General features: G+C 60.6%; 22 protein-coding genes and 1 tRNA gene. 16 read left to right on the forward strand and 7 right to left on the reverse strand.

Features of this window, described 5'->3' with window-relative positions; translation table 11 throughout:
* Window positions 1–5: 5 nt before the first annotated feature.
* From ABGM91_RS07720 to ABGM91_RS07780, 13 genes are read left to right on the forward strand one after another with little or no spacing between them, the layout of a single operon-like run.
* Entirely contained in the window at window positions 6–1,136 is a 1,131-nt protein-coding gene (locus ABGM91_RS07720) for a glycosyltransferase (RefSeq protein WP_354831105.1), read from the forward strand.
* Window positions 1,133–2,281, forward strand: coding sequence for a glycosyltransferase (locus ABGM91_RS07725; protein ID WP_354831108.1), 1,149 nt, complete (start codon window positions 1,133–1,135; stop codon window positions 2,279–2,281). The genes ABGM91_RS07720 and ABGM91_RS07725 overlap by 4 nt, the downstream gene beginning before the upstream one ends.
* A gap of 6 nt (window positions 2,282–2,287) precedes the next feature.
* Window positions 2,288–3,295: a glycosyltransferase family 2 protein gene (locus tag ABGM91_RS07730; RefSeq protein ID WP_354831111.1), complete on the forward strand. Its 1,008-nt coding sequence runs from the start codon at window positions 2,288–2,290 to the stop codon at window positions 3,293–3,295.
* A gap of 11 nt (window positions 3,296–3,306) precedes the next feature.
* Window positions 3,307–4,476 carry a polysaccharide pyruvyl transferase family protein gene (locus ABGM91_RS07735; protein ID WP_354831113.1) on the forward strand — a complete coding sequence of 390 codons (1,170 nt, stop codon included), beginning with the start codon at window positions 3,307–3,309 and terminating at the stop codon, window positions 4,474–4,476.
* Window positions 4,473–5,663 carry a glycoside hydrolase family 88 protein gene (locus tag ABGM91_RS07740; RefSeq protein ID WP_354831115.1) on the forward strand — a complete coding sequence of 397 codons (1,191 nt, stop codon included), beginning with the start codon at window positions 4,473–4,475 and terminating at the stop codon, window positions 5,661–5,663. The genes ABGM91_RS07735 and ABGM91_RS07740 overlap by 4 nt, the downstream gene beginning before the upstream one ends.
* Window positions 5,660–7,174: a hypothetical protein gene (locus ABGM91_RS07745; protein ID WP_354831118.1), complete on the forward strand. Its 1,515-nt coding sequence runs from the start codon at window positions 5,660–5,662 to the stop codon at window positions 7,172–7,174. Before ABGM91_RS07740 ends, ABGM91_RS07745 begins: the two co-directional genes overlap by 4 nt.
* Window positions 7,171–8,358, forward strand: a complete 1,188-nt coding sequence (locus ABGM91_RS07750; protein WP_354831121.1) for a glycosyltransferase — start codon at window positions 7,171–7,173, stop codon at window positions 8,356–8,358. Before ABGM91_RS07745 ends, ABGM91_RS07750 begins: the two co-directional genes overlap by 4 nt.
* 1 nt (window position 8,359) lies before the next feature.
* Window positions 8,360–9,475, forward strand: coding sequence for a glycosyltransferase family 4 protein (locus ABGM91_RS07755; RefSeq protein ID WP_354831124.1), 1,116 nt, complete (start codon window positions 8,360–8,362; stop codon window positions 9,473–9,475).
* Entirely contained in the window at window positions 9,472–10,512 is a 1,041-nt protein-coding gene (locus ABGM91_RS07760; RefSeq protein WP_354831127.1) for a glycosyltransferase family 2 protein, read from the forward strand. Before ABGM91_RS07755 ends, ABGM91_RS07760 begins: the two co-directional genes overlap by 4 nt.
* Window positions 10,509–11,627, forward strand: coding sequence for a glycosyltransferase (locus ABGM91_RS07765; RefSeq protein ID WP_354831129.1), 1,119 nt, complete (start codon window positions 10,509–10,511; stop codon window positions 11,625–11,627). Before ABGM91_RS07760 ends, ABGM91_RS07765 begins: the two co-directional genes overlap by 4 nt.
* Entirely contained in the window at window positions 11,624–12,526 is a 903-nt protein-coding gene (locus ABGM91_RS07770) for a glycosyltransferase (protein ID WP_354831132.1), read from the forward strand. Before ABGM91_RS07765 ends, ABGM91_RS07770 begins: the two co-directional genes overlap by 4 nt.
* The gene (locus ABGM91_RS07775; RefSeq protein WP_354831135.1) at window positions 12,523–13,692 is read left to right on the forward strand and encodes a glycosyltransferase family 4 protein; all 1,170 of its coding nucleotides are present in this window, start codon (window positions 12,523–12,525) and stop codon (window positions 13,690–13,692) included. Before ABGM91_RS07770 ends, ABGM91_RS07775 begins: the two co-directional genes overlap by 4 nt.
* Window positions 13,693–13,696: 4 nt before the next feature.
* Window positions 13,697–14,764 carry a glycosyltransferase gene (locus ABGM91_RS07780; protein WP_354831138.1) on the forward strand — a complete coding sequence of 356 codons (1,068 nt, stop codon included), beginning with the start codon at window positions 13,697–13,699 and terminating at the stop codon, window positions 14,762–14,764.
* 18 nt (window positions 14,765–14,782) lie between these two features.
* Here ABGM91_RS07780 and ABGM91_RS07785 read toward each other — a convergent pair whose 3' ends face one another.
* The 3 genes from ABGM91_RS07785 to ABGM91_RS07795 form a co-directional block, all read right to left on the reverse strand.
* Window positions 14,783–15,736 carry a retropepsin-like aspartic protease gene (locus ABGM91_RS07785; RefSeq protein ID WP_354831141.1) on the reverse strand — a complete coding sequence of 318 codons (954 nt, stop codon included), beginning with the start codon at window positions 15,734–15,736 and terminating at the stop codon, window positions 14,783–14,785.
* Between the two features lie 285 nt (window positions 15,737–16,021).
* Window positions 16,022–16,768 (reverse strand): tail fiber protein, encoded by a 747-nt coding sequence (locus tag ABGM91_RS07790; RefSeq protein WP_354831144.1) that lies wholly within the window; start codon window positions 16,766–16,768, stop codon window positions 16,022–16,024.
* 359 nt (window positions 16,769–17,127) lie between these two features.
* Window positions 17,128–17,204, reverse strand: a tRNA-Pro gene (locus tag ABGM91_RS07795).
* Between the two features lie 102 nt (window positions 17,205–17,306).
* Between ABGM91_RS07795 and argC the strand changes: the two genes are divergently transcribed.
* The 3 genes from argC to ABGM91_RS07810 are packed head-to-tail and all read left to right on the forward strand — an operon-like array spanning window position 17,307 to window position 20,153.
* Window positions 17,307–18,350: an N-acetyl-gamma-glutamyl-phosphate reductase gene (gene argC, locus ABGM91_RS07800; protein WP_354831146.1), complete on the forward strand. Its 1,044-nt coding sequence runs from the start codon at window positions 17,307–17,309 to the stop codon at window positions 18,348–18,350.
* A gap of 32 nt (window positions 18,351–18,382) precedes the next feature.
* Window positions 18,383–19,636 carry a bifunctional glutamate N-acetyltransferase/amino-acid acetyltransferase ArgJ gene (gene argJ / locus ABGM91_RS07805; protein WP_354831148.1) on the forward strand — a complete coding sequence of 418 codons (1,254 nt, stop codon included), beginning with the start codon at window positions 18,383–18,385 and terminating at the stop codon, window positions 19,634–19,636.
* A gap of 13 nt (window positions 19,637–19,649) precedes the next feature.
* Window positions 19,650–20,153 carry a YkgJ family cysteine cluster protein gene (locus ABGM91_RS07810; protein ID WP_354831151.1) on the forward strand — a complete coding sequence of 168 codons (504 nt, stop codon included), beginning with the start codon at window positions 19,650–19,652 and terminating at the stop codon, window positions 20,151–20,153.
* Between the two features lie 319 nt (window positions 20,154–20,472).
* Here the strand turns inward: ABGM91_RS07810 and ABGM91_RS07815 are convergent, their stop codons facing one another.
* The 4 genes from ABGM91_RS07815 to ABGM91_RS07830 form a co-directional block, all read right to left on the reverse strand.
* The gene (locus tag ABGM91_RS07815) at window positions 20,473–21,642 is read right to left on the reverse strand and encodes a tetratricopeptide repeat protein (RefSeq protein WP_354831153.1); all 1,170 of its coding nucleotides are present in this window, start codon (window positions 21,640–21,642) and stop codon (window positions 20,473–20,475) included.
* 106 nt (window positions 21,643–21,748) lie between these two features.
* Entirely contained in the window at window positions 21,749–22,744 is a 996-nt protein-coding gene (locus tag ABGM91_RS07820; RefSeq protein WP_354831155.1) for a hypothetical protein, read from the reverse strand.
* Window positions 22,745–22,823: 79 nt separating this feature from the next.
* On the reverse strand, window positions 22,824–25,325 hold the full coding sequence (locus tag ABGM91_RS07825; protein WP_354831157.1) for an excinuclease ABC subunit UvrA: 2,502 nt from the start codon (window positions 25,323–25,325) through the stop codon (window positions 22,824–22,826).
* Between the two features lies 1 nt (window position 25,326).
* A complete protein-coding gene (locus ABGM91_RS07830) occupies window positions 25,327–25,965 on the reverse strand; it encodes a polymer-forming cytoskeletal protein (RefSeq protein ID WP_354831160.1) in 639 nt (212 codons plus the stop codon).
* Window positions 25,966–25,991: the final 26 nt, after the last annotated feature.

Consider the following 25,991-nt stretch of genomic DNA (forward strand, 5'->3'; position numbering starts at 1 on the left):
CGTTTATGCCGCGCGCCCGTTTAAAAGTCCTGTTTCTGGTGGAATCCCTGGCCGGGGGAGGGGCGGAGAAAATTCTCTCCGGCCTGGTGCGCGGCCTGGACCGGGACCGGTTTGACGTGACGGTGTGCACGGTGGTGGATTGTGGCCCGTACCGGGAGGAAGTGGGGAAGCATGCGCGTTACCGCTCCATCGTAGGGGGCCGGGGATTGCTTTACCGGATCAGGTACGCGCTGGTGTACCGCTTTTTGCCGGCGGCCTGGATTTACAAGTGGGGCGTTGCCGGGGATTATGATGTGGAGGTGGCTTTTACGGAAGGGCTGCCTACGCGCCTTCTGGCGGCCGTGCCGGAGGGAAAATCCCGGAAAATCGCCTGGGTTCACGTGGACCTGGAAGCGCGGCCCTGGACGCAGGGGGTGGTGTTCCGGTCTCTGGAGGAGGAAAAAAAGGCGTATGCCCGTTTTCAAACCGTGGTGCATGTGTCGCAAACCGTCCGGGAGGCGTTTGAACGGCGCTTTGGGGCGCATGCGGGTTCCGTGGTTCTGCACAACCCGGTGGACCGGGATGCCGTGCGTTCCGGAGCCGCCGCGGGGGACGTGCCGGAAAAGAAGCATTTCCGCTTTATTTCCGTGGGGCGTCTGGAGGAGCAGAAGGGCTTTGACCGTCTGGTTGCCGCGCTGGCCCGGTTGAGGGAGCGGGGATGGCAGGCGGAGCTGGTGATTCTGGGGGAAGGGAGCCGGAGGCGGGAGCTGGAAGGGCAGGCTGCCGCCCTGGGCGTGGCGGACTCCGTGCTGATGCCCGGTTTCCTGGGGAATCCCTACCCGTGGATGGCCTCAGCTGATGTATTCGTGTGCAGTTCCCGCAGTGAGGGAATGAGCACCGTGGTCACGGAGGCGCTGGCGTTGGGCGTGCCCGTGCTGGCCGTGGAGTGTTCCGGCGTGCGGGAACAGCTTGGCATGGGAAGGTTCGGGCGCATCGTGGAGAATGATGAAGATGCGCTGGCTGCCGGAATGGAAGACTTTTTATCCGGCAGGGAATCCTGCGAATTCTGGCGGGAGAGGGCCGCGCTGGGAGGCGATGCGGTTGTTTATGAACGCGCCGTGCGGAAGGTGGAACAGGTATTGGAGGGAATGGCATGAAGAAAGTAGCGTTTTTTGTCAACAGCCTGTCCGGCGGAGGGGCGGAAAAGATTCTGCAAACCCTGCTGAACCGCTGGAACGGGGACCAGTGGGAGGTGGTCGTTTATTCCATTAAGAAGGAGGACATTCCGTCGGGCTACCCCCGGAATGTCTCCGTCCGGTTTTTATTTGATGCCCTCCGGGAGGAGGACGGCCCGTGGAGCCGCCTGCGGGTCAAGGTCAGGAACGGGCTGAAATTGCTGGTTTACAGGCATTTCCCCCCCTCCGTCTTCTACCGCCTGTTCATCCGCGGAACTTATGATGTGGAAGTCGCCTTCATTGAAGGCTACGCCACGCGGATAGCCGGCGGCTCCCGCCATGCCGGAAGCCGTAAGCTGGCCTGGGTTCACATTGACCTGGGCGCCAACCACTGGACGCTTCCCGCCTACCGGAACGCTGAAGAGGAAAAAGCCGTCTACCGCTGTTTTGACACGGTGGCCTGCGTCTCCCGGAATGTCCGGGAATCCCTGCTGGAGCTGGTGGGGCCTTTGCAGGATGCGCGGGTGGTTTACAACCCCGTGGATGTTCCGCGCATCAGGGATAAAGCCGTGGAATCCGTTCCGGAACGTCCGGACGGGACGGTGCTTTTCTGCGCCTCTGGGCGGCTTGTTCCGCAGAAGGGTTTTGACCGGCTGGTGACGGCCTGCCGCTACCTGGCGCGGGAGGGCTTCTCCTTCCATCTCTGGATTCTGGGAGAGGGCCCGGAGAGGGAAATGCTGGAAACCATGATCGCGGAGGGGAATTTGCAGGACAGGATCACGCTGCTGGGACACCGGGAAAACCCGTATCCCTACGTGAAGGCGGCGGACTGGCTGGTCTGCTCCTCCCGGAGCGAGGGGTATTCCACCGTGATTTCCGAGAGCCTGATCCTCGGCACGCCCGTGGCGGCCACGCTGTGCGCCGGAGTCCGGGAACAACTGGGAGACGGGGAATTCGGCCTGGTTGCGGAGAACCATGTGCTGGGGCTTTACCGTGCCCTGGAAGATATTCTGACGGGAAAGGCTGACCACCGGGACTACCGCGGGCGGGCGCTCCGCGGGGGAAGCCGGTTTGACCTGGATAAACAGATGAATGCCGTGAAACTGCTTTTTGAAGAAACGCGTTGAATAGCCATGCCCTCCGTATCCGTTATTATTCCCGTATTCAACGCCGCGCGTTTTCTTGAAAAATGCGTGGGCTCCGTGCTGGGACAGACCTTCACGGATTTTGACGTCTGCCTGGTGGATGACGGTTCCACGGACGGGAGCGGTCCGCTGTGCGACAGGCTGGCTTCCGGGGACAGGCGCGTCCGGGTCATCCATCTGGACAGGAACATGGGAGTCTCCGCCGCCAGAAACCGCGGCATGAGGGAAACGGACGGGCGCTGGCTGTGCTTCATTGACGGGGATGACTGGGTGACGTCCACCTACCTTCAGGAACTGGTCTCCGCCGTGGAGGACGGGGCCTGCGACCTGGTGGTGGAGGGGCTGCGCTCCGTCCGCGACGGGAAGAAGGATGAAGTGACGGTGCCGCAGCCCGTGGAACTGGATGCCAGGCCCGGAGAGGAGGAAGCCTGGGTACGGCTGTTCCGCTCCTTCCTGCTTTTTGGCCCGGTGGTGAAGCTGTACAGGCGCACCCTGCTGGCTCGGCACTCCATCCGTTTTCCGGAAGACGTCTCCTACGGGGAAGACCTGATGTTCAACATGGCGTACCTGAAATACATCAGGCGTTTGAGAACGGTGGACAAGGCCGGTTACTTTTACCGCAGGGCGGAGGAAGGAACCCTGTCCACACGGTTTGTCCCGGAAAAATTCATCTGGATTGTCCGGCAGTTCCGCTTGGAACGGAAGTATTTCCACACCCGGAGGCTGGAGGGGGAGAAGGTGGAGAGGTACCTGGCGTTCCGCTGGTGGGGGCTGGTGTACAACTCCCTGTTTGAAATATACCGTTTCCGGGAGCACTACGGCCTCATGGGGCGCATGCGGGCGGTGCGGTCCATTGTAGGAACGCCGGAAAACAACCTGTTGCGCGCTTATCCCGATGTGTTCCATTGCCCTAAATGGATGAGCGTTTGTTTGTTCAACCGCTGGCCCTTCAGCCTGTTCCTGCTGATGGAAGGGGCCCTGGGCCGGAAAAAATAGATAGGATTGGCATGCATAAGATTCTTTTATATCCCCATGGAGGAAGCGGCAACCACGGCTGCGAGGCGATCGTCAGGTCCACGATGCTGCTGCTCCGGCCTGAAGAGGGCGTTTTGTTTTCCTCCGCGTGCGGGGAAGACAGGCGCTACGGCCTGGACCGGACGGTGCGCGTGCTGCCGGAACAGAGGCCCATCCGGAGATGTTCCGCCGGATATGCGGCGGCGTGGATGCGGCGGCATGTGATGGGCGTGCGGGATGCCTTTGACCGGCTTGCCTTCCGCGGCATTGCGGAAGAGGGGCGGGACGCCTCCCTGGCCCTGTGCGGCGGAGGGGACAATTACTGTTACGGGGAGCCCGTGCATATCTATTTGCAGAATGACCTGCTGCGCCGTGCCGGGGCGCCTGCCGTCCTGTGGGGGTGCTCCCTGGAACGGGAGGACATGAAGGGGGCCATGCTGGAGGACCTCAAGGCTTTTGACCTGATTGTGGCGCGGGAATCTCTCACTTGTGACGCCCTGCGGGAATGCGGGTGCTCCCGCACGGTGCTGTATCCGGACCCTGCGTTCGCCCTGCCCGTAGGGGAGGCTGCCTTTCCGGAAGGATGGAAGGAGGGGGGCATGGTTGGCGTCAACGTCAGTCCCCTGGTCATCGGCCATGAGGGGAGGGCCGGAGCCGTGATGGAAAATTACGCGCGGCTCATGGAATACGTGCTGGACGCTACGGATATGAACGTGGCCCTGATTCCCCATGTGGTGTGGCCCGGCAATGATGACCGGAAACCGCTGGAGGAACTGTACGGCCGTTTCCGGCATACGGGCCGCGTCGTGATGGTCGGGGATGCTCCCTGCGAGGAATTGAAGGGATACATTGCCCGGTGCCGTTTTCTGGTGGCCGCGCGCACGCACGCCTCCATTGCCGCGTATTCCACGGGCGTTCCGGCGCTGGTGGTGGGCTATTCCGTGAAGGCCCGGGGGATTGCCCGTGATTTGTTCGGAACGGAAGACTGCCATGTGCTGCCCGTGCAGGCGCTGGACGCCCCGGATGAACTGTGTAAGGCATTTGTCCGGATGATGGAACGTGAGGATGAGATGAAATCCGCGTATGCGGAGAAGCTTCCCGCGTACCGGGAACGCCTGAACCGTCTGCCGCAGGAATTGGCAGCCCTGTTGAAACGGCCATGACTTTTTATGTTTCCATAGCATCTGTCCTGCTCCTGCTGGCCCTGGCTGTGGTCTGCGTGGATGCCTGGCGCTTCATGGGAACGCTGGCGGGCCGCGTGCGCATCGGGCGCTGGCAGGACCGGCGCGCGTGGCAGGAGGCCCTTGCCCGGACGGCCTTGTCATGGACGCGGCGCATGCCCGCCGTGCCCAGGAAGGACCAGGGCAGGCGCATCCTGTGGGAAATGGTGCGCGGAACGTATGCGGATACCGCCATCCAGGGATGGCAGGCGGCAGGACTTTTCCTGGGCCTGAATGCCTATGCCGCGGACAGGGGGGATAAGGCGTTGAAAGAAACGCTGTGCCGCAGGCTGGAAGAACATGAACTGGTGAAAAATTATCTGGAGGCCCCGGATCCGGAACGGTGGGAAGTAGACCGCCTGCTGCTGGATTACGCCGTTCTGGAAGCCGGCTGCCGCGGGGCGGAGCAGGTGGCGGAGGCTTCCGCCGCGCTGCTGGAATCCCTCCGGACGGAGGCGGGAACCCTGGCCTACAGGCGCAGGCAGCCCGGCATGCGTTACGTGGATACCATCGGCCTGGCGTGTCCGCTGGCCGCCGCCTGCGCGGCGCGTACGGGGAATGAGGAATACTGGAACCTGGCGGTGAGGCAGGTGGAGGAATATGATGTGGCCCTGCTGCCGGATTCCTCCTTCCCGGCCCACGGGTTTGAGATGGAGCGCGGCTACCCGCTGGGGCTGTATGACTGGTCCCGCGGCATCGGATGGTATGCGCTGGGCCTGTGTGAGCTGTACCGCCTGATGACCCTGCACGGCAGGCCGGAGGCGGAAGGAATGGCGCGGCGCATTCTGTCCCTGGCGGAAGAACTGCTTCCCCTGCAGAAAAAGAACGGCGGCTTCGGCTGGATGGCCGCCAGGCCGGAATCCGTCTTTGAATCCTCCGGAACGGCCCTGCTGGGCCTGCTGCTGCTGACGGCCTTCCGCATCTCCGGGGAAGAGCGTTTTCTGGAAGCCGCATTCCGTGCGGAAAAAGCGCTGATGGGGGTGACGCGCCGCAACGGGGTGCTGGACATGTGCCAGGGGGACACCAAGGGAATAGGCATGTATTCCGACGTGTGGAATCTGATGCCCTTTGCCCAGGGAATGGCCTTGCGGCTGGGCGTGGAACTGAACCGGGAGGAACGCGGGGCATGAGGACGCTGAACTCCGGCAAGAATTTTCTGGTGACCATCAGCCTGATGGTCACGATGACCCTGCTGGGCTTTGTGACGCGCAAGCTGTTCGTCAATGAGATCGGGGTGGAGTACCTGGGCCTCAACGGCTTGCTGACCAACATCCTGGCCGCTGTCACGCTGCTGGAATCCGGCTTTGGAACCAGCGTGGTTTTCCACCTTTACAAGCCGCTGGCGGAGAATGACCAGCCGCGGATTCTGGCCCTGCTGCAATTTTACCGCAAGGTGTACCGCATCATTGCCGCCGCCGTGCTTGTCCTGTGCCTGGGCCTGTACCCGTTCCTGGGTTGCTTCATCAAGGACGAGGGGCACCTGGACTACCTGACGCTGGTGTATTTCATCTTCGTCTTCAACTCCATCCTGCCGTACCTGACGGCGTACAAGAATTCCCTGATCAATGCGGACCAGAAGAACTACAGGCTGGGGACCATCAACTTCGTGTACCAGGTGGGACTGAACCTGTCCAAGCTGGCCATCCTGTACTATACGGCCAACTACGTGCTGTACCTGGTGGTGGAATCCCTGTTCCTGGCGGGGTTCAACGTGGCCATGGTGCGCAAGGTGGACGCCCTGTACCCCTACGTGAAGAGCAGGATGGCGTATGCGCTGGACGCCGTGACGAAAAGCCAGATTGTGGTCAACGTCAAGGCGCTGTTCCTGCACAGCGTGGGCGGGTACTTCATGCACTCCACCAGCAACATCGTCATCTCCAGCTTCGTGGGGCTGGCGGCGGTGGGCTTCTATTCCAACTACATGCTGGTGGTGGGTACCATCTCCACCTTCATCATGCAGGTGATCAACAGCATGGCGGAAAGCGTGGGAAACCTGATTGCCAGTGAGGACAGGGGCCATGTGTATGAAATTTTCAGAAGGGTCTTCCTGATCAACTTCCTGATTTGCGGGGTGGCCTCCATCGTTCTGCTGAACACGCTGAACCCGTTCATCTCCTGGTGGCTGGGACCGGACTACATCTTGTCCGGCGCGTGCTCCTTCGTCATCATCCTGAACTTCTTCGTGGTGGGCATGCGGCGCTCCGCCATGGTGTTCAAGACCAAGGCGGGCATCTTCCACCAGGACCGCTACTCCCCCCTTCTCCAGGGCGTGATCAACGTTATCCTGTCCGTCACGCTGGTGCAGTGGTGGGGCATTGCGGGCGTGTTGCTGGCGGCGACGCTCAGCCTTCTTTCCATCGGCGTCTGGCAATTCCCCCGCTTGGTGTACAAGCATGTGTTCCACCAGCCGCTGAGGCGGTACTTCATCACGTACGGATGGTACCTGCTGCTGGCGGCGGCGGGGTATGTGCTGACGTACCCTCTCTGTTCCCGTTCCTATTTTTCCTCCCCCCTGGCCGATCTGTTCCTGTGGGGGGGCATTTCCGTTGCCGTTCCGCTGGGGCTGTACGTCCTTCTCCTGTTCCGGACGGGGCCCTTCCGCGGCCTGATGGGCCACATGCGCACGCTGGTATGCAGATGAAACGTATCTTTATAGCTATTCAGTACATGGAGCTGGGGGGAGCGGAACGCGCCCTCCTGGGGCTGCTGGACGCGCTGGACGCCTCCCGCTTCCAGGTGGACCTGTTCGTTTACCGCCATTCCGGGGAGCTGATGCCGCTGATTCCGTCCAAGGTGAACCTGCTGCCGGAGCTGCCCGCCTACCGCGCCATTTCCCGGCCTCTGAAAGATATTCTGCTGGAAGGGAAGCTGGGCATTGCCGGAGCGCGCCTGTGGGCCAAATGGCGCTCCGCAAGGTTTGGAAAGCGGCTGGACGGCCCGGAAAACTACGCCGTCTTTGACGATGCGGCGGCGGCGGTCTCCCCCTTCCTCCCCTCCCTGAAGAAGCTGGGCGTGTACGATCTTGCCATCAGCTTCCTGACGCCCCACCGCATCGTTCGGGACAAGGTGCGCGCCCGCAGGAAAATAGCCTGGATTCATACGGACTACTCTTCCATAGGCATCAATGTGGAACGGGAACTTCCGGTGTGGCGCGCTTATGACCACATCATCTCCATCTCCCCGCAGGCGGGAAGGGGCTTCCTGTCCCGCTTCCCGGAGCTGGAAGGCAGGCTGGTGCAGATGGAAAACATCGTTTCCCCGGAAGCGGTGCGGGAGCAGGCGGCGCTGGAGGACGTCTCCGGCGTGATGGGCGGCTCCCCCTGCCTGTGCACCGTGGGAAGGTTTTCCCATGCCAAGGGGATGGACCGCGCCGTCAGGCTGGCCGCGCGCCTTGTGGGCCTGGGCATGGAGCGGCTCCGCTGGCATCTCATCGGCTACGGGGATGAAGCGTCCCTGCGCCGGGAAATAAGAGACTGCGGCATGGAGGAGCACGTCATCATTCTGGGGAAGAAGGCCAATCCCTACCCGTATATGGCTGCCTGCGACCTGTACGTCCAGCCGTCCCGGTATGAAGGAAAGGCCGTGGCGGTGAGGGAGGCGCAGATTCTGGGGCGCCCCGTGGCGGTCACCCGGTTCCCGACCTCTGCCGGGCATCTGGAAGACGGCGTGGACGGCCTGATTATTCCGAATGAGGAGGAGGGCGCCGCCGTGGAGCTGTTCCGCCTGCTGAACGACGCCGCGCGTCTGGAAAGCCTCTCTGCGGAATGCCGCAGGAGGGACTACGGCAACCGTGATGAAATCCTGAAACTGGAGGAATTGATCTGACATGGGAAGACGCCTGCTGTACATCACCAATGGAATTGCCGGAGCGGGAGGGCTGGAGCGCGTGCTCTCCGTCCGCACACGCCTGCTTGCGGAAAAATACGGGGATGAAATCCACGTGCTGACGCTGAACGAAGAGGGCAGGGAGCCCTTTTACGACTTTTTCCCGGGCATTCGCCTTCATGACGTGCGCATGCAGGGCGGCCCCGCCGCCCGTTTGACGGCCTGGGCGCGCGGAATCAGGGAGGCGGTGCGCAAGGTACGCCCGGACGTGATAGCCGTCTGTGACGACGGGTTCAAGGGATTCTGGATTCCCTTTCTGGTGAAGGGGTTCCGGTGCCCGGTGGTTTATGAACGCCATGTGTCCCGGCTGATTCAGGCGGAAGGGAAGAAATTCCCGGTCCTCATGGGTGTGGAATTTGCCGCCATGCGCCTGCTGGGGGGAATGTTCTCCCGCTTTGTGGTGCTCACCCCCGGAAACAGGGAGGAATGGCCCATGGACAATGTGGAGGTGATTCCCAATCCGCTGCCGTTTTATCCGGATGTTCCTTCTTCCGGGCAGGAAAGGCGGGTGATTGCCGTCGGCAAGATTTCTCCCCAGAAAAATTATGGGGCGCTGCTCCGTGCATGGAAGGAAGTACACGGAAAATTCCCGGATTGGAAACTGGATTTGTTCGGAGCGGAAAAGGACGGAGGAGAACTGAGAAAAGAAATACGGGCCGCAGGGCTGGAAGGGTGCTTCCTGCTGCATCCGCCCACGCGGGAAATCATGCGGGAGTACCTGGCCTCTTCCATCTGTGCGATGTCTTCCCGCTATGAAGGATTCGGCATGATGCTGGCGGAGGCGATGGCGTGCGGCGTGCCGTGCGTGGCCTTTGACTGCCCCCGCGGTCCCGGGGACATTATCCGCCACGGGGAGGACGGCCTGCTGGCGGAAGCGGGGAACGTTCCGGAACTGGCCTCCGCGCTGGAACGCCTGATGGGGGATGACGCGTTGCGCGCCTCCATGGCCGCGAAGACGCGGGAGAATGTGAAGCGCTACGCGGCGGAGACGGTGGCGGCCCGGTGGGATGCCCTGTTCACCCGCGTGCTGGAAGAAAAGAAGGGAGGCCGTTCATGATTTCCGTCATTGTTCCCGTTTATAATGCGGAGGCCTACCTGTCCCGCTGCATGGAAAGCATTCTGAACCAGACGTACCGGAACATCCAGGTGATCTGCGTGAATGACGGCTCCACGGACGGCACCGGGGGGATGCTGGAAGAATTGGCCCGCAGGGATGACCGTGTGAAGGTGGTTTGCCGCACGAACTCCGGGCTTTCCGCCTCCCGCAATGCCGGGCTGGAACTGGCGGAGGGGGAATATGTGATGTTTGTGGACGCGGACGACTGGCTGGACGGGCATGCGTGCGCGGACGCCGTGGAAGCCATGGAGCGGCGGGAAGCGGACATCGTCTTCTGGAGCTATGCCAGGGAATATGAAACGGCTTCCTCCCCGGTGCGGTTCTGGCCGGAGGAACGGGTATTTGAAGGGGAAGCCATGGTCTGGCTGAGGAACAGGCTTCTGGGGCCGGACGGGGCCGAACTGGCTTGTCCGGAACGGCTGGATTCCTACGGCACGGCCTGGGGCAAGCTTTACAGGCGCGCCCTGTTCCGGGAGGGGAAGGCGTCCTTTGTGGATACGGCCCTCATCGGCTCCGCGGAAGACGTGCTATGCAACCTTTCCCTGTTTGGCGCGGCCCGCAGGGCGGTGTATATCCCCACCACCTTCTACCATTACAGGAAGACGGCGGCGGGAGCCCTGACCAAGCGGTACAAGCCTGCTCTGACCATCCAGTGGGAGGAACTCTTCCGGAGGATGGTCCGGCATGTGCAGGAAAACGGGGCCTCTCCGGAGGCTGAACGCGCGTTGCGGAACCGCAGGGCCGTTTCCCTCATTTTCCTGGGCCTGAACATCTGCGACGCCCCGGGGTCCGCCCTGGTGAAATGCGGCATGCTCCGTACCCTCCTGAAACGGGACTGGTGCCGGGCGGCGGTGAAAAGCCTGCCCCTGGCCCCCCTGCCGCCGCACTGGAAGGTGTTTTTCCTGAACGCGAAACTGGGCTTTGTGCCCGGTTTGTACCTGCTTCTCGCAGCCATTAAACGAATCCTGGCAAAATGAATCCTCAACGTGTGCTCATGGTATTCACCATTATGAACCGCGGCGGCGCGGAAACGATGGTGATGAATTATTACCGCCATATCGACCGCAGCAGGCTCCAGTTTGACTTTCTGGTGCACCGGGAGGCTCCCGGCATTTATGAAGAGGAGATACGGAGCCTGGGCGGCAGGATTTACAGGCTGCCCCCCATTACCCTGTCCGGCCTGGCGGAGTACCGGAAGAAGGTGGCGGAGTTTTTTGACGCGCACCCGGAATACAGGCTGGTGCACGGCCATTGTTCCGAGCTGGGCTACTGGGTATACCGGGAAGCGGCGGCGCGGAAGCTCCCCTTCATTGCGGCGCATGCCCACAGCTCCCCGCTGGGGGTGGACAGGAACTCGCTCCAGCGGTTCCTGCTGAAGCACCTCATGCGCCCGTACCTGACGCACCGGTTCACATGCAATGAACTGTGCGGCTGCTGGCTGTTCGGGCGGCGGGGCGTGCGGGACGCCATTGTGGTGCGGAATGCCATTGATGCGGAAAAATTCAGGTACTCCCCGGAAGTGCGGGAGCAGGTGAGGAAGAAAATGGGGTGGGATGGAAAGCTGGTGGTGGGTCATACGGGCAATTTCTCTTGGCCCAAGAATCATGAATTCCTGCTGCGCGTGTTCCGCGCCCTGCTGGCCGTGCAGCCGGAATCCCTGCTGGTGCTGGTGGGAAGCGGCGGGGAAGGGGAGGAAAAGATACGGGCGGAAGCGCGGAACCCGGAGTGGGGCGGGAAAGTCCGCCTGCTGGGCGGCAGGGATGACGTGGCCGCCCTGTTGCAGGGGATGGATGTCTTTGCGTTCCCCTCCTGGTTTGAAGGCTTCGGCATTGCCATGCTGGAGGCGCAGGCCGCCGGACTGCCCGTGGTGGCCTCCGACCGGGTGCCGGAAGACGGCGCGGTGGCGCCGGGCCATGTGAACTTTCTTTCCCTCAGGGAACCCCTCGGCGCGTGGGTGGAAAAAATCCTGGAAATAACGGACGGCTGGCGCCGCACGGACACCTCGGAAGCCGTTCGGGCGGCCGGGCTGGACATCGTCCATAACGCGGAAAAGCTTCAGGAAATTTATCTGGAACAGGGAGGTGGGGCATGAAGCCGCTGCTGACCGTTTTTACCCCCGCGTTCAACCGGGCGGATTGCCTGCGCCGTTGTTATGAAAGCCTGCGGAAACAGACGTGCCGTGATTTCATCTGGCTGGTGGTGGACGACGGCTCCTCCGACGGGACCGGAGACATGGTGAAGGTGTGGATGCAGGCCGGAGAACTGGAAATACAGTACCATTACCAGGAAAACGGAGGCATGCATGCCGCTCATAATGCCGCCTATGAATTGATGGCTACAGAGCTGAATGTCTGCCTGGATTCCGATGACCGGATGCCGGAGGACGCCGTGGCCTCCATCCTGGAATTCTGGGAGCTGCACGGAAGTGACCGGGTGGCCGGAATGGCTGGGCTGGATGCGGACGCCGTCACGGGGGAACTCATCGGCACGCCGTTTGAGGAAGATGCCGGAGAAACGACGCTGAACGGATTTTACGCGGCGGGAGGGCGCGGGGACAAAAAGCTGGTATACCGGACGGCGCTGATGAAACAGCTGCCGCCTTATCCCGTCTTCCCCGGTGAAAAGTACGTGGGGCTGGGCTACAAGTACATGCTGGCGGACCGGATAGCCCCCCTGCTGACCATGAACAAGGTGCTTTGCCTGGTGGAATACCGGGAAGACGGCTCCTCCAGGAACATGTTCCGGCAATATGTGCTGAATCCGCGGGGATTTGCCTTCCTGCGGAAGGAGGGCATGCAGTACCAGCCCACCCGGAGCAGGCGTTTCATGGAGGCCGTGCACTACGTGTCCGCCTCCCTGCTGGTCCGGAATTCCCGTTTTCTGCGGGAATCCCCCCGGCTTTTCCTGACGCTGGCAGCCGTTCCGCTAGGTGTGGCGCTGATGTGCCTGATTCTGGTAAAAAACAGAAAAGGAAAGGGGGCCGGAAAATGAAAATTGCCTACGTGCTGGATGATCTGGACGCGGCGGGCGGCATTCAGGCCGTGACGCGCGCCAAGGCGGCGGCATTGGCCGCGATTCCCGGCAATGAGGTGGTGCTGGTCACCGCCAATGATTCCCGGCAGACCGCTTCCTCCCTCCCGCAGGGTGTCAGGGTGGTTCATCTGGGCGTGAATTATTATGAGGACGACTGGAAGGGATTCCTCTACGTCCTGAAAGGCATTCTGGTCAGGCGCAGAAAGCATGCCGTGGCCTTGCGCAACGTGCTGGACGAACTGAAGCCAGACATTGTTATTTCCGTGGGACAGTCGGAAAAATTCATGATTCTGCGGCTTTCCCGCAACAGGCCCTGGAAAACGGTGCGTGAATTTCATTACTCCGGAACGTACCGGAAAGATTACGCCCGCCTTCAGGGCGGACTGCGCGCCCGGCTGGTGGCCGCGGTTTCCGACTTTTATGAATTCGGCCTCGGCCAGGGAAGCTATGACGCCACGGTGGTGCTCACCCGGCAGGACCGGGAGGAAAACTGGCGGGGGAAAACTGGCGTGCATGTCATCCCTAATCCGTGCATTCTGCGTCCGGAACGGTCCGCCGCCCTGGAATGCCGCCGTGCGGCGGCCGTGGGAAGGCTTGTTCCCGTGAAGGGCTTCGACCTTCTGATTCAGGCCTGGGAAAAAGTGGCCGCGGTTCATCCGGACTGGAAACTGGACATCTGGGGGGATGGCCCGGAACGAGGTGCCCTGGAACGGCTGGTACGGGAAAAAGGACTGCAAGGCAAAGTATTCCTGCGCGGCGTGACGGGCGATGTGCAGGGCAGGCTGCTGCAATCCTCCATGCTCGTCTTTTCCTCCCTGTTTGAAGGCTTCGGCATGGTGCTGGTGGAGGCCATGGCGTGCGGCGTACCGTGCGTGGCCTTTGAATGCCCGTGCGGCCCGCGCGACGTGATTTCCCCGGAGGTGGACGGGCTTCTGGTTCCTCCCGGAGATGTGGAACAGCTCTCCCTGGCCATCATCCGGCTGATGGAGCAGCCGGAGCTGAGGCGCAGCATGGGAGCCGCCGCCCGCGAAAAAGCGGCGCACTATGCCCTGGATGCCATTGCCGCGCGCTGGATGGACCTGTTTCGTGAATTAACTTCTACTCAACCACACCAATCTTTTTAAAACCATGCCCCTCGTTTCCATTATCATTCCCTGCTACAACGTGGCCGGATTCATGAAAAAATGCCTGGATACCGTCTGCGCCCAGACGCTCCGGGACATAGAAATCATCTGCATCAACGACGGTTCCCGGGACGGAACGCTGGATATTCTGCGGGAATATGAAGCGGCGGATGACAGGTTCATCGTCATTGACCAGCCCAATGCTGGCGTAGCGGCCGCGCGGAATGCCGGGCTGGACGCGGCTTCCGGAACGTACATCGGTTTTGTGGACCCGGATGACTACATTTCACCTGTCATGTTCCAGCGGCTTTATCTGGCGGCGGAGCAGTACGGAGCAGACCTGGCCTGCATGGGGGCCACGGTTGCCGGAGACATGCCCCTTTCCGTGCGGTGGAGCATGCTCAACGGTCTGCAATGCCCGGAATGGCACTGCAGCCACTATGACTTTGCCGCCATGGGGCCGTTCAGCGAACTGTGCTGGGACAAGCTTTACCGGGCGGAATTCCTGAAAAAAACGGGTCTGCGCTTCAGGGCGGGGATGCGTCAGGGAAGTGACGCCCTCTTCAACAACCTGCTCCAGCCTTATGTGCGGAACATCGTGAAAATACCGGACTGTCTGTATATCTACCGGCCCACGCGTCCGGATTCCCTGGTGAACGTGCACAAGGCCCCGGATAAAAAGGGCTCCGGATTCTATCCGGCGCTGGAACGCATTGACCTGATTGCCGCCTCCTACCGGGAACTGGGCTGTCTGGAAAAAGCCAGGATTACGGTGTTAAACTGGCTGAACGGCAGTATTCAGCTATTCTCCTCCAATCTGCTGAACCAGACGGCGGCGGAAAAAAAGAAGGCCCTGGACGCCGTGCGCGCGCTGCTGGACAAATATGAATGGCGGGACTTCGTCAAATCCCCGGGGTCTCCCTTCCGCCTGCTGAGACACATTGCCAAGGGGAACGACCTCCGCGTGCGGTGCGCCCTCTTCGGCATTTACCGGGTTCTGCATTCCCGCATGGGGAACAGGCTGGTGGACCTATGCACGCGCATCATCAACCTGCGCGGAAGCGCCCGGTAGGGGTGGTGAAGGAATGCCTTACTTCCCCGAAGAACAGGCTGCGTCCGGCTGGGGGCGGAGCAGGCAATCATAAAACGGGGTGTAAAGCAGATTGTTGGGAACCAGGTAAATATACCCTTCCCGGGAATCATAGACCATGTTGAAGCGTTTCAGCAGGTTGTTGCCCATGACGCCATCCATTTCCGCGCTGCTCTGGGTTCCTGCCGTAACAGTGGAAAAAGCTCCGGGGATCAGGGGGAGCTTGCAGCCGCCCAGTTGGATGCTGTCGAACATGACGTTTTCCAGAACTCCGGTATGGGAATCCGAGCTGGAAATGCGGGAAATGCAAAATGGCTTTTGGCTGCCCAGCAAATGATGTTTTTTGACGAAGGGAGTGTTGAGGTCCAGAACGCGGTCGGACCCGGTATCCACGGACAGTCGGAGCTGGTGGGTTTTTCCGTTGACCGTCACCTGGCCGGGAACGACTGGAATACCCATCACGTATTCAATCTTGAGACGGATGGCGTTGGGCGGCGGCGTATAGGAACCGTGCGGATACAGGTAAATCTTCCGGTCCGTGTAATTTACCTCCGTCACCTGCTGATTGATGAACCAAAGGCCCAGCACGCCGTCCCACTGGTCCGGCGAGTAGGGAATGGCAATAAAGGGAACGTGCTCCATGACTTGTCCCCCGATGGTGAATTTGTTCTCCGTGCTTCCGCGTACTTCATCGGACCCCGTGGCGCCATGGTTGACGACGGTCTCGTTGAATTCCATGGGAACGCCTTTCAGGGAATTGGTGCTGATGACCATGGAGGTGGCCCCGGTATCGAAAAGAAAGCGCAGGGGACGGCTGCCGTTGACGCTTCCTTTCACGTAAATACGGCTGGCTGGTCCCAATTCAAAGGGAATGCTGCCGCTGGGAACGTTGGCCCCCTGTACAGGGAAAAGGGAAACCAGTAAAAGGGTGAAAAACGGCAGGATTTTTTTCATGTGCGTTATTTCCTGTATCATGAGGCCAAATTTCCATCAGGACATTTCATCAGAGTGTCTTAATATGCCGTCTGATTAGCGGGCCGCCCGTTTATAGCAAAGGCTGAAGAAGCTAACAATGTAAAAGAAGTTTTCAGCTAAAGGATGAGACCTTTTGTTTTGGGAACAATTATTTTACTTCATGAAGAATATGTGTGACTTTTATGGATGAGAAAGAAAAACCGCTGCAAGTATTGCATCTTGCAGCGGTTGAAACAGTCTGAAGGGTTGTCTCCGGAATCGGTCTTAATATTTGATCACAGGCATGAAAGCTATATTGACGGGACGGTTTTCTTCAGCGGTCGGAACAACCTCAGATGCGTCAAAAATGATATTGGTTATTCTGTGACTTTTATAGGAAGCCATTCCACACCAGTCCTCCGCAATCGCTGTTGTTTGTTTGAATGCTCCCGTGCCGGGCGTAGTGCCTCCTGATGTCACTGGCGTTGTAGGTATCTGCCCCGAAATGTTGCGGATGGTGTCTCCCTGAGTGCTCCCTATTGTTCTGTTCGGGGACGTTCCCCGGATAAACAACCCGTTGTCTCTAGTTAAATCGGGAAGGGTGAAGGTCGTCACGCCGTCGCCGCCGTAAGTAGTGCCGATTGCCGCAAATAATTGCTGGTATTGGCTGATTTGGAGGGTTGCTCCGTTGCATTCCAGCCAGCCGTTCGGGGCTGTGCTGCCGCAGAACCACATGAAGCAGCCCGGAGGCACACTGGAACCTTGCGGTCCTTCGGGACCAGCGTCACCTTTGTCTCCCTTGTCCCCTTTGGGGCCTTGTGGACCGGCTGGGCCCTGGATGCCGGGATCCCCTTTGGGGCCCTGAGGGCCTTGCGGGCCCGGATCTCCCTTGTCTCCTTTAGAGCCTTGACCGCCGGAATTCCATTTTTCCTTTTCCTGCGCGGTGACGTGCATGTTTGCGTTTCCCGCATGGGCAGAAAATTCATTCTGCGTGGCCATGAGGATTCCATTAATTGTGATCATTTCATTCATGATTGTTATTTGCTGGTTCGGGATAATCCCGGCTGGTGACGTGCTGTTTTTACTCAGGAACGTATCTGCTGATGACTTGGAACCTGTTCCAGGACGGGCACCTTGCGGAAGGAGTTTGCATGTATTTCAAAGAGAGGTCATCCCGCGCGCAACGTCAGGCGGGAGAGGAGCAGGGACAGGATATAGTGATTCCGTGTGCTTTTCCCTTTTCCCGAATTCTTCTGCATCTACGCAGGCGCGTGAATATAAAGAGCCGGATCACCGTGATGCGGAAAAAGCCATGAACGGGCGGCCAATTATATTCAATATGCCGGAAAACAAAAACCGCCGTAAGCTTTTCAACTTACAGCGGTTAAAAGTGGTCGGGTTGACAGGATTCGAACCTGCGACCCCCTGCACCCCATGCAGGTGCGCTACCAGACTGCGCTACAACCCGATAAAATCGGACCGACCGGGGCCGTGTCTTGCGACGGCGAGGTGTATATAGGAAAACTTTAGTGTTGGCAAGAGTCTTTTTTCATAGCATACCTTTTTTGTCATGAAGCAAGTTCAAGTAGCAGTCGTCGGAGCCAGTGGCTACACCGGGCAGGAGTTGTTGCGCATCCTGTTGAATCACCGCGGGGTGAAGCTGGTGTGCGCTACCTCCCGCCAGTATGCCGGGCAGCCGCTGTGGGAGGTGTTTCCCCGTTTCCGGCAGGTTCCGGGTTCCGACTTGAAGTTTACGGATTCCGATGTGGAGGCCATTGCCGCCACGGGGGCGGAGGTGGCCTTTCTGGCGCTGCCTCACGGCGTGGCCGCTTCCTATGCCCGCGGCCTGGTGGACCGGGGCGTGCGCGTGATTGACCTGAGCGCGGATTTCCGCCTGGATTCCCCGGACGTGTATGAGGAGTATTACGGGAACGCCCATCCGGATACGGCCCTGATGCAGGAGGCCGTGTACGGCCTGCCGGAGTGGCGCCGGGCGGAGATAGCCGGAGCGCGCATCGTCGCTTCTCCCGGCTGTTATCCCACCAGCATTCTTCTTCCCCTGATTCCCCTGTTCAAGGCTGGTCTGCTGGAGCCGGAGGACGTGGTTGTCTGTTCCGGCAGCGGCGTGAGCGGCGCCGGACGCAAGGCTTCCATTCCCCTCCTGTTTTGTGAGTGCAATGAAAGCTTCCATGCCTACGGCGTGCCGAAGCATCGCCATTTGAGCGAGATTGAGCAGGAGCTTTCCCATGCCGCCGGGGAAACGGTGGTGATGTCCTTCACTCCGCACCTGATTCCGGTGAATACGGGCATCTGCTCCACCATCACGGCCAAGGTGAAGAAAGGGGCGGATGCCGAGTTCGTGGGCCGGCTTTTGGAGGAAGCTTATGCAGATGCTCCGTTCGTGCGCCTGCTGGGGCGCAACCAGCCTGCGGATACCAAGAATGTGACCCGCACGAATTGCGTGGACATCGGCTGGGCGTATGATCCCCGCACGAACCGCGTGATTCTGATGAGCGCGGAGGATAACGTGGTGAAGGGCGCCGGCGGCCAGGCCGTCCAGTCCTTCAATATCATGTGCGGGTTTGATGAAACGGAAGGCTTGTGGGTCCTGTAGTTTTTTGATACGCTGAAAGGTACTTCAAGACGATGAATGATTCATCCTATATTCCGGTTGACGGGGGCGTTTGCGCGCCCCAGGGTTTTTTGGGAAGCGCCGTAAGCTGCGGCATCAAGAAGCCTACGGCCACGCGTCTGGACCTGGCCCTGATTTATTCCACGGAACCCTGCGTTTCCGCAGGCACGTTCACGACCAACCGCGTGCAGGCCGCTTGCGTAAAGGTGAGCCGGGAGCACCTCCGGAAGGGGGATATCCGCGCCATTGTGGCGAACAGCGGGAATGCGAACGCCTGTACCGGAGCCCAGGGGGTGGAAGACGCGAAGGGGGAATGCCGGAGTATCGCGGAACTTCTGGGGCTTAAGCCTGCGGAAGTGGCCGTGTGCTCCACCGGGGTGATCGGCTTGCCGATGCCCATGATGCGCATTTACCCTAAGTTCCCGGAATTGACGGAGGGCCTTTCACGCGACAAGGGCCATGAAGTAGCCCAGGCCGTGATGACCAGCGATACGAAGGAAAAGATCATCGCCATTGAGTTCATGGTTCAGGGCATGCCCGTGCGCATCGGCGCGTGTTGCAAGGGCGCGGGCATGATCAATCCCTGCATGGCTACCATGCTGTGCTTCATTACGACGGATGCGGGCATTTCCCGCGACGTGCTGGAGCTGTGCGTGCAGTCCGGCGTGAAGGGTTCCTTTAACTGCATCACCATTGACGGCGACATGAGCACGAATGACACGGTGCTGGTGATGGCTAACGGCGCGTCCGGCGTGAAGCTGGAATCCCCGGAAGACATTTACGCGTTCCAGCAGGCTCTGGCCCATGTGATGTTGGAGCTGGCCAAGCACATTGTGCAGGACGGCGAGCGCGTGACTAAGTTTGTGACCGTGCGCGTGACCGGAGGCCGCACGGAGGAGGAAGCGAAGAAGGCGGCGGAAGCCGTCGCCAAATCCTCTCTGGTGAAGAGTTCCTGGAACGGTAACGACCCGAACTGGGGCCGTATCATCCATGCCGTGGGTTACTGCGGCGCGAAGGTGGATGAAGAGAAGATCGACATCGACATAGCCGGACTTCCCGCGTGCCGCGGCGGCATGCAGGCGGATACGCCGTCCGACGACCTGCGCCAGGCTGTGCAGGTGCCCGCCTTCCTGGTGGAGATTAATTTGAACCGCGGTGAGTTTTCCCACACGGTGTATACCACGGACTTGTCTCCGGAGTATGTTGATTTCAACCGCTCCGAGTACGCGTATTGGAACCAGGCGAAGGCTGACGGCCTGACGCGGTAAGGAATCATTAATCATGGCGTCCAGCAAGTGCCGTCATGGAAAGGCGGAGGGGTGCGCCCCCTCCGCTGAATTGTTAACGGAGGTGCGCCGTTTGCTGGGGGAAGGGTCTGCCCGTGCCTCCGGGGCGCTGCGTTCCTGTACGGGAACGGCGGATTGCTGCCGGTTCCGCCTGACCGGGGAGACTCCCCACGTGACGCTGGGGGAGGCGTGGGTGGCCTGGAAGGCATGGCGTGCCGCCGGACGTACGCGCGTGGAATTGTCCCCGGACGGTAGCTGCCCGTTTCTGAACGGGCAGGGAAGGTGCATGATTTATGAGGGCAGGCCCCTGGCTTGCCGCACCCATTTTTGCGTGGCTGCCGGGGGAGCATTGCCCCGGCGGGAGGTGATTGACCTGATTCACGCGCTGGAAGATATTGATGCGGCGCTGGGCGGCGACGGTGCGGCCCGGCTGCCGGAGGCGGTGGAACGGCTTTCCAGGAAAGGCCCCGCGGGAGGTGGCCGGAAGGGAAGGCGTTGAGGCGATGAAGAACAGTGTTTAATGAAGGCCGGGAAACCGGGTGCGCCCGGTTGGACGGAAAGCGAAGCTTGAAGCCCGCAGGGTGAGTGAATCTGAAAGAGGCAGGGACCAAGCCTTCATGCCCAGCTGGCTGTGTCCCGTTCAAGCTGTGGGGATATGTCCTTTTCCCGTGTCCCCTGATGGCCGCGGTTCCGGAAACCGGGGGGATTCATTTGTTGCTGGGGCTTTTTCATCCTTCAGGCTTGGGCCGCCACAACGCGGTTTCCAGGCCCTGGTGAGAAACGTTTATTCCGGGACAGAAGCTATTCCCTTGCAGCTTTCAGGCCTGGGCGTCCGGGCTCTTTTCTTTTTCCTGCTTGGAGGCAAGGTGGCGCAGGGCGCTGGCGGCTTTTTTATTGCCGTGTTTGACGGCTTTCTGGTACCAGGCGGCCGCCTGTTCGTCATTCTGCTCAATGCCGTAGCCGTGGGCGTAGCAGTTGCCCACATTGAACATGGCGGTGGCGTTGCCCTGTTCCGCCGCCTTAAGATACCATTTCAAGGCTTCTTCCCGGTTGACGGGCGTTCCCTTGCCGTTGAGGTGGCACCATCCCAGATTAAGCTGGGCCGTTGTGTGGCCTTGTTCGGCGGCTTTGGTGTACCAGTAGACGGCCTTGGCCATGTCCACTTCCATGCCCCGGCCGTTGCCGTAACACCAGCCCAGCGTGTATTGGGCCGTGATCTGGCCCTGAAGGGCTGATTTGTGGTACCACACCAGCGCCTTGTCCAGATTGGGCTGCACGCCGAATCCGTTTTCATAACACCACCCCAGGTTATACTGGGCCGTGGCGTGGTTCTGTGTGGCCGCCTCCTCATACCAGTAGGCCGCTTTTTGCGGATTTTTTGGGGTGCCGCTGCCGTTGCCATAGCACCAGGCCAGGTTGTACTGGGCGCGGGGGTCTCCCTGTTCCGCGGCCTGCTGGTACCAGTACACGGCCTGTTCCCAGTTTTTCTGGCTGTTGCTGTTGGCGTAAATCCAGCCGAGGTTGAGCTGGGCCACCGCATGGCCCTGTTCCGCCGCTTTTTTGTACCAGCTGATGGCCTGGTGTTCATCTTTTTCCACGCCCAGCCCGTTGATGTAGCAGAACCCGAGGTCGAATTGCGCGGTGGGGTGCCCCTGTTCCGCGGCTTTCTGATACCAGTAAAAGGCCTTGTCATTATCCTGCGGAGCGCCTATGCCGTTGGAATAGGCCCAGCCGAGGTTGAGCTGGGCCGTAACGTGGCCGAGCTCCGCGGCCTGCTGGTAGCAGTAGAAGGCTTCCTGCTGGTTTTCCACAACCCCGCGCCCCTGTTCATAACTGATCGCCAGCTGGAACAGGGCCTGCGGGTCACCTTTCAGGGCTGTTTGCTGGAGTGTTTCTATATCGACGGAGTAAGTCGAGACGGTGTTTTCCAGCTCGCCGCGGTTGTTGGAAGCGTCATTCATTTCACAGGTACCGCACTGGGAGAGCATGGGAACAATTCATGCTCTCCTGAACCGTGCGTTTGACAATTCTGCACATTTTCCCAGCAATAATCAAGGCTCGTTTTGAATGGGCGGGAGTTTAAGCCTGCCCTGTTCACAGGCGCCGCCTGCGCCGCCACAGCGGAAGGAACAACCCGCAGAGGGCCAGAACCCCGGTGGCGGGCTCCGGAATTCTGAGGTCCCCCAAAGGCGCCGTGAAGCCCTGGATTTCCCCCACCTGGCACCCGGTCAGTCCCAGCTCTTCATAGGAATAGCCGTACACATCCTTTTCTCCATCCAGGCTGGTCAGATAAACGTACTTTTGATCGTCCACCACCACTTTCTGACGGAACATGCCCACGGCGTAGTCATCGGAGTCCGTCAGGTAGACAATCAGATTGCCGTTCGCATCCGTATCGTATCCCCACATGGTGATGGCGTGGCCCCTTCCTTCCTGGCCGATGGTGAGCGTGGTTCCCCAGTTATTGTTGATGTTGTTTTTCAGGATTCCATAGACTCCGTCCCTGTCGTCATGGTTGTAGAAGGTGTAGGAATTGAACAGGGGAGTGTCCGCCACGCCTCCGCCATCCGGAGTATAGGTGACGTTCATATCCAGCTCCTTCCAGTATCCGCCCGGGGAAGCTGGTGAAAAGACGGGCTGGTCTCTGATTTGGGAGTCGGTGGGGAAGAAGACGGAAGGAAGCGTGCTGCCGTTGAACCACCAGTTGTAGGCCTGTTCCACGGAACCTCCGGCGTCCGTCCAGTTGTTCGCGATGGTGTAGTAGATAGCAAGCTGGCCGACTTCCGGCATGGCTGCATAAGTGGCGGATTTTCCGTTGGGCGTGGCCGGGGCCCGGTCGCTCCGCGTATCCTGCCACCATTGCAGGACGTTGGACGCCGCGGCCGCCCAGCAGAGCTGGCTGTCCAGAGGCAGCTTATAGTATTCAGACGGACGGTTTGAAATACTGCCCCAGTCCCATTTGGTTTTTTTGTTGCAGTCATACCAGCCGGAGGATTCAGAGACGTTTTCAAGGAATACCGGAACGGCGCAGGCTATTTCAGGAGACAGGAACACGGCAAGAAACGCCACAGGGAGGAAACGGAGGTTCATAAGCGGACAAAAAGAGAGATTCCCCTACCGTTATAGAAGAATCGGAGCCGGGTCAAGATCAGAGTAGATTTTCCCAATTTTAATGGGAAGAAAGCCAGCGGGAAGTGGGCGCTTCCGGCATGGCCGCCACGGCGGCGGGAGAGCCTTCCGCCACAATGTTCCCGCCATGCCTTCCGGCTCCGGGGCCCATGTCCACCAGGTAATCCGCCGCGTTCAGCAGATCCTTGTGGTGTTCTACGCAGAGGACGGTATGCCCGGCGGCCCTCAGGCGGAAAAGGGCTGTCAGGAGAAGGGCCACTTCATTGAAGTGAAGGCCGCTGGTAGGTTCATCCAGAATGAACAGGGCGCGCTTGCCGTCTTCCGCCAGCTTCCAGGCCGGGGCCTTGGCTAGTTCCGCCGCTATTTTAATGCGCTGGGATTCCCCTCCGGAGAGCGTGTCCGCCCGGCGGTTGAGGCTGAGGTACCCCAGCCCCACGTCCTGCATGCTTTTGAGAATGGCGGTGGCTTTGGGGAGGGAGGAGAAGAAGTCCGCCGCTTCATCCACGGTCAGCGCCAGCGCCTGGGCGATGGATTTTCCCTTCCAGGTAACTTCCAGGGTTTCCCGGTTGTAGCATTGGCCCTGGCAGGCGTCGCAGGGCATCGTGACGTTGCCCAGGAAGTTCATGTCCACTTCAATCATGCCCGTTCCCAGGCACCGTTCGCAGCGCCCTCCGCGGATGTTGGGGGAAAAGCGCGCCGCCGTATACCCCCTCTGCTTGGAAAGGGGGAGCTGGGCGTAAAGGGGGCGCAGCACCTGAAGCAGCCCCGTGGCCGTGGCCGGCGTGGAGCGCGGTGTTTTACCAATGGGGGACTGGTCAATGACGACGAGGCGGTTGAGGTGTTCCGATCCCTGCACAATCCGCGGAACTCCCCTTTTTCCGGTCAGGTCCTGTTTGACGGCAGGAATGAGGCAGTCCCGGACAAGGGTGGATTTTCCGGACCCGGAGGGGCCGGAGATGCAGGTCAGCGTGCCCACCGGAATGTTCAGGGTGACGTTGTTGAGGTTGTGTTTGGACGCTCCCGCCAGGATCAGGCGGCTGGCGGGAAGCGCGCTGTGCGCGGAGGCGGGCATGTTCCGTTTGCCGGAGAGCCATGCCCCGGTGGGGCTCTCCGCGTTTTCCAGAATTTCCGGGAGGGTTCCCTGGGCCAGGATGCGCCCTCCGTTGGCCCCGGAGCCGGGCCCCATGTCCACCAGGTGGTCCGCCGCGTTCAGGATTTGTTCATCGTGCTCCACCACCAGGACGGTGTTGCCCTGGTCCCGGAGGGACTGGAGCGCATGCAGAAGGCGGTCCGTATCGGAAGGGTGCAGCCCCGCCGTAGGCTCGTCCAGAATGTAGAGCACACCGGAAAGGGCTCCCCCCAGTTGGGAGGCCAGGCGCGCCCGCTGCAGTTCCCCGCCGGAGAGGGTGTTCGCCTGACGGTCCAGGGAAAGGTAGGAAAGGCCCAGTTCATTCAGAAAGCGGATGCGCTTGTTGATTTCCGCCATGAGCGGGTTCAGGGCCGCTGCCAGTGAGGCCGGCGTTTCCAGCCGCTCCGCTTCCCCGGCCATGTCTTCCAGCGGCAGGGCCGTCAGTTCCGCCAGGTTGTAGGCCCGGCTGGGGGTGCGCATGGTCACGGCCAGCGCCAGCGGGGAGAGCCTGAGGCCTCCGCATGCCGGGCACGGGGCGTCTTCCTGGTCGTTAAGCCCGGACCCCTGGCAGGCCGGACAGGCGCCCAGGGGGGAGTTGAAGGAAAAATGGCGGGGCGTAAGCTGGGGGAGCAGGAAGCCCGTTTCCGGATTGCGGTAACGGGTATGGAAGGCCTGTACGGCTGGTTCCCCTCCCGGGCGGGTAATGATGGCCCGCACCTCGTCCGGGTTGATGCGGAGAGCCGTTTGCAGGGAGTCCGCCACGCGGGAGGCCGTGCCTTCCCCTCTGACGATGATGCGGTCAATGACCAGGGCAGCGTCCGGCGGGGACGGGGAGGGGGATTCTATTTCCTCAATATCCCGCATTTTCCCGTTCCAGTAAACCCGCAGAAAGCCCTGGCGCTGAAAATCCCCCAGCGTGGCCGCCGGGTCCTGGGCCAGCAGGGCTTCCGCCGGAGCCGCCAGCACCAGGCGCGTTTGTTCCGGCAGGGAGACGAGTTCCTCCGTGATCCGGTCCGGGCTTTTCCGCACCAGTTCCTTGCCTGTTTCCGGGTCATGGGGCGTGCCCGCGGCGGCATACAGGATACGGAGGTAATCCAGAATTTCCGTGATGCTGCCCAGCAGGGTGCGGGAGCTCTGCTGCCGGACGGATTGTTCCAGGCACAGGGCCGGGGGCAGCCCGGTGATGCTGTCCACCTCCGGTTTTTCCGGCTGTTCCATGCCCTGCCGTGCGCGGGCTGAAAGACAGTCCAGGAAACGCCGGCGGGATTCGGAGAACAGCGTGTCGAACGCCAGGGAGGATTTCCCGGAACCGGAAGGGCCGCTGAACACGATCAGCTTGTTGGACGGAAGGTCCAGGTCCAGGTTCCGGAGGTTGTGCTGGCGTGCGCCGCGGATGGAGATGGGGAGGTTCATGTCACGTAAGCCGGGTGAAAGAGCCCTGGTGGGCGCCCCCTTCCTCAATGATGAGGCGGCGCGCCGTGATGTCCCCCAGGAATTTGGCGTGCCGGTGGATGGTAACGGTTTCATCCGCCGTAAGCGTTCCTTCCAGGGACCCCTGTATCCAGATGTTTTCCACGTGAATGGCTCCTGTAACCAGCACTGTCGTCTTCTTCTCCACCACCAGCCTGCGGGCTGAGATGGAGCCGGAGATGTGCTGGTCCGTTTTGATCTTGCAGACGCCCCGGCACAGAAAGTCGCCGGACGCCCTTCCGTATAAGACCAGGTCCCGGCATTCTACGTTCAGTCCCTTCAGGTCTGCATTGGCCTGCACGGTGACGCTTCCGCAGGTCTGCACCCTGGTTCTGTGCGTCCTGCTGTGCAGAATGACGTCGTCCAGCTTGATGTAGGCAGAGCAGTGCCCGCATCTGGCGGAAACGGCGGTGACGGGAACGGATGTGCTCCGGCGGCAGGAGAAGCACTCTACTTCCCGCGTGGGGGCGGGCCGGGTTTCCGTCGCTGCCGGGAGTGTCCACGGCGGAGCCGGGGCAGGGCGCGTGATTTTTCCGGAGGGCGCGCTGCTGGTTCGCGGAACGGGCTGGAAGGGAGGGTTCATGGAACAAAGAGGGGCGGCAAAAGAAC

The sequence above is a fragment of the Akkermansia muciniphila genome, from assembly GCF_040616545.1.
In the GTDB taxonomy this organism is placed as follows: domain Bacteria; phylum Verrucomicrobiota; class Verrucomicrobiia; order Verrucomicrobiales; family Akkermansiaceae; genus Akkermansia; species Akkermansia muciniphila_E.

Excerpts from the sequence above, each read along its gene's own strand:
- ABGM91_RS07775 (WP_354831135.1), top strand. The coding sequence starts at position 12,523 with ATGAAAATTGCCTACGTGCTGGATGATCTGGACGCGGCGGGCGGCATT.
- argC (WP_354831146.1), top strand. The coding sequence starts at position 17,307 with ATGAAGCAAGTTCAAGTAGCAGTCGTCGGAGCCAGTGGCTACACCGGG.
- ABGM91_RS07755 (WP_354831124.1), top strand. The coding sequence starts at position 8,360 with ATGGGAAGACGCCTGCTGTACATCACCAATGGAATTGCCGGAGCGGGA.
- ABGM91_RS07810 (WP_354831151.1), top strand. The coding sequence starts at position 19,650 with ATGGCGTCCAGCAAGTGCCGTCATGGAAAGGCGGAGGGGTGCGCCCCC.
- ABGM91_RS07830 (WP_354831160.1), bottom strand. The coding sequence starts at position 25,965 with ATGAACCCTCCCTTCCAGCCCGTTCCGCGAACCAGCAGCGCGCCCTCC.
- ABGM91_RS07740 (WP_354831115.1), top strand. The coding sequence starts at position 4,473 with ATGACTTTTTATGTTTCCATAGCATCTGTCCTGCTCCTGCTGGCCCTG.
- ABGM91_RS07760 (WP_354831127.1), top strand. The coding sequence starts at position 9,472 with ATGATTTCCGTCATTGTTCCCGTTTATAATGCGGAGGCCTACCTGTCC.
- argJ (WP_354831148.1), top strand. The coding sequence starts at position 18,383 with ATGAATGATTCATCCTATATTCCGGTTGACGGGGGCGTTTGCGCGCCC.
- ABGM91_RS07745 (WP_354831118.1), top strand. The coding sequence starts at position 5,660 with ATGAGGACGCTGAACTCCGGCAAGAATTTTCTGGTGACCATCAGCCTG.
- ABGM91_RS07735 (WP_354831113.1), top strand. The coding sequence starts at position 3,307 with ATGCATAAGATTCTTTTATATCCCCATGGAGGAAGCGGCAACCACGGC.
- ABGM91_RS07785 (WP_354831141.1), bottom strand. The coding sequence starts at position 15,736 with ATGAAAAAAATCCTGCCGTTTTTCACCCTTTTACTGGTTTCCCTTTTC.
- ABGM91_RS07815 (WP_354831153.1), bottom strand. The coding sequence starts at position 21,642 with ATGCTCTCCCAGTGCGGTACCTGTGAAATGAATGACGCTTCCAACAAC.
- ABGM91_RS07725 (WP_354831108.1), top strand. The coding sequence starts at position 1,133 with ATGAAGAAAGTAGCGTTTTTTGTCAACAGCCTGTCCGGCGGAGGGGCG.
- ABGM91_RS07790 (WP_354831144.1), bottom strand. The coding sequence starts at position 16,768 with ATGAATGAAATGATCACAATTAATGGAATCCTCATGGCCACGCAGAAT.
- ABGM91_RS07780 (WP_354831138.1), top strand. The coding sequence starts at position 13,697 with ATGCCCCTCGTTTCCATTATCATTCCCTGCTACAACGTGGCCGGATTC.
- ABGM91_RS07720 (WP_354831105.1), top strand. The coding sequence starts at position 6 with ATGCCGCGCGCCCGTTTAAAAGTCCTGTTTCTGGTGGAATCCCTGGCC.
- ABGM91_RS07820 (WP_354831155.1), bottom strand. The coding sequence starts at position 22,744 with ATGAACCTCCGTTTCCTCCCTGTGGCGTTTCTTGCCGTGTTCCTGTCT.
- ABGM91_RS07770 (WP_354831132.1), top strand. The coding sequence starts at position 11,624 with ATGAAGCCGCTGCTGACCGTTTTTACCCCCGCGTTCAACCGGGCGGAT.
- ABGM91_RS07730 (WP_354831111.1), top strand. The coding sequence starts at position 2,288 with ATGCCCTCCGTATCCGTTATTATTCCCGTATTCAACGCCGCGCGTTTT.
- ABGM91_RS07750 (WP_354831121.1), top strand. The coding sequence starts at position 7,171 with ATGAAACGTATCTTTATAGCTATTCAGTACATGGAGCTGGGGGGAGCG.
- ABGM91_RS07765 (WP_354831129.1), top strand. The coding sequence starts at position 10,509 with ATGAATCCTCAACGTGTGCTCATGGTATTCACCATTATGAACCGCGGC.
- ABGM91_RS07825 (WP_354831157.1), bottom strand. The coding sequence starts at position 25,325 with ATGAACCTCCCCATCTCCATCCGCGGCGCACGCCAGCACAACCTCCGG.